This window comes from Vibrio sp. Vb0888 (assembly GCF_033338835.1).
In the GTDB taxonomy this organism is placed as follows: Bacteria; Pseudomonadota; Gammaproteobacteria; order Enterobacterales; family Vibrionaceae; genus Vibrio; species Vibrio alginolyticus.
Genome location: NZ_JAWOTL010000166.1, coordinates 1 through 1305, shown reverse-complemented (window position 1 = coordinate 1305; position 1305 = coordinate 1). Strand labels below are relative to the sequence as shown.

Sequence of the window (1305 nt, the reverse complement as noted above, 5' to 3'; positions counted from 1 at the left end):
CATCGGCTTTACCATCCAATGCAATCGCGTTTGCGGTTAACTTCTCTAGAATAAAGCTAAGGTGGCTTTTGTTTAGGTCAAATGAGAGGTCAGAGACCATATCAACTTTCATTGGTGATTGTGGCAAAGCATCACCTTCAAAGCTTGATTTCAGCGTAAGCTTATTCAACAACACTTTGCTAATCGCTTGGTCAACCGTAAGCTGCCCACCGCCTTGCATGTCCAGCTTCATACCAGCCGCACTGCCTTGAAGCGCGTAGCTAAGATTGTTTACTTTATCGAATTCAAACGTATCTAAGCCAATTTTTGCCGATTCAATAGTGTTGTTTGGATCAGTGTACGTCGCATCAACATTGATGTTCTTCAACGCATAACTTGCAAGACCTTTCGCCAGTTTAAAGTCAGCCTTACCTTCTGCTGTAAACTTCTGGTCATTCATTTCGCCTTTCACACCAAAGTCAGCTGTCGTCCAGCTGTCAAAAGCAAATTCGGAAAGGTTCAACGATACATCATACAGCTTGGTGTAATTGCCGGCTTGCTTGTCTTGAATTTCTAGTGAGCCATTAGAAACCGTAACACCAGCCAGGTTGATACTCCAATCTGAGCCTGCAGACTGCGATTCGCCACTTTGATCTGGTGCAGTATCATTCGGTTGCTCTGCTTGTTGAGTTTGCGCTTTCGTTAAAGCATCAATGTTCTTGCTGCCGTCTTTCTTCGTTTCAACGTAGAACTCCGCACCATCTAAAGTAATGTTACCGATTTCAAGTTGTTTGCTAAAAAGTGGTGTGACAGAAACATCAACACCGACAGTGTCGACTTTAAAAAGATTTGGCTGACTAAAACCTTGCGGGTTACGCAGTTCGGTTCTTCCCAATTCAAAACCAATTGATGGGAAGAATTGCCAACTGATATCCCCTTCAATCACTAATTCTAACCCTGTTTGTTTCTGAGCTTGCTCAACAATCAGTGGCTTAAATTGGTTTGGATTGACAAAAATAGTTAACGCTAAAATTGCAGCAACAAATACCACAACAGGTATCGCGAGAACTAAGAGCAGTTTCTTCATTTGTTTTTCCTTGCTCGTGTGTTTTTAAAATTATAAGCGCAGACTAGATTTACCGCCGAGAGTTCCACAAAAGCGTGAAAATCATCCGGTTTTGACATGCAACTGACTAATTTAAAAACAAAAAAAGAAGTGGCACCTAAAGTGCCACTTCTTATCATAAAAATAAAGCGATATAGCCGTCTAAAGACTTAAGCGTTCAAAAGTTTTGCAATGTTAGCTGGTAGTACATCGATCGCGAT

1 protein-coding gene is annotated in these 1305 nt (G+C 41.5%); it reads right to left on the bottom strand.

Annotation, left to right across the window (positions count from 1 at the left end; all coding sequences use genetic code 11):
* The coding region (locus R7P72_RS24735) for an AsmA family protein (protein ID WP_318110930.1) at positions 1-1066 on the bottom strand (1066 nt) is incomplete at its 3' end.
* Positions 1067-1305: the final 239 nt, after the last annotated feature.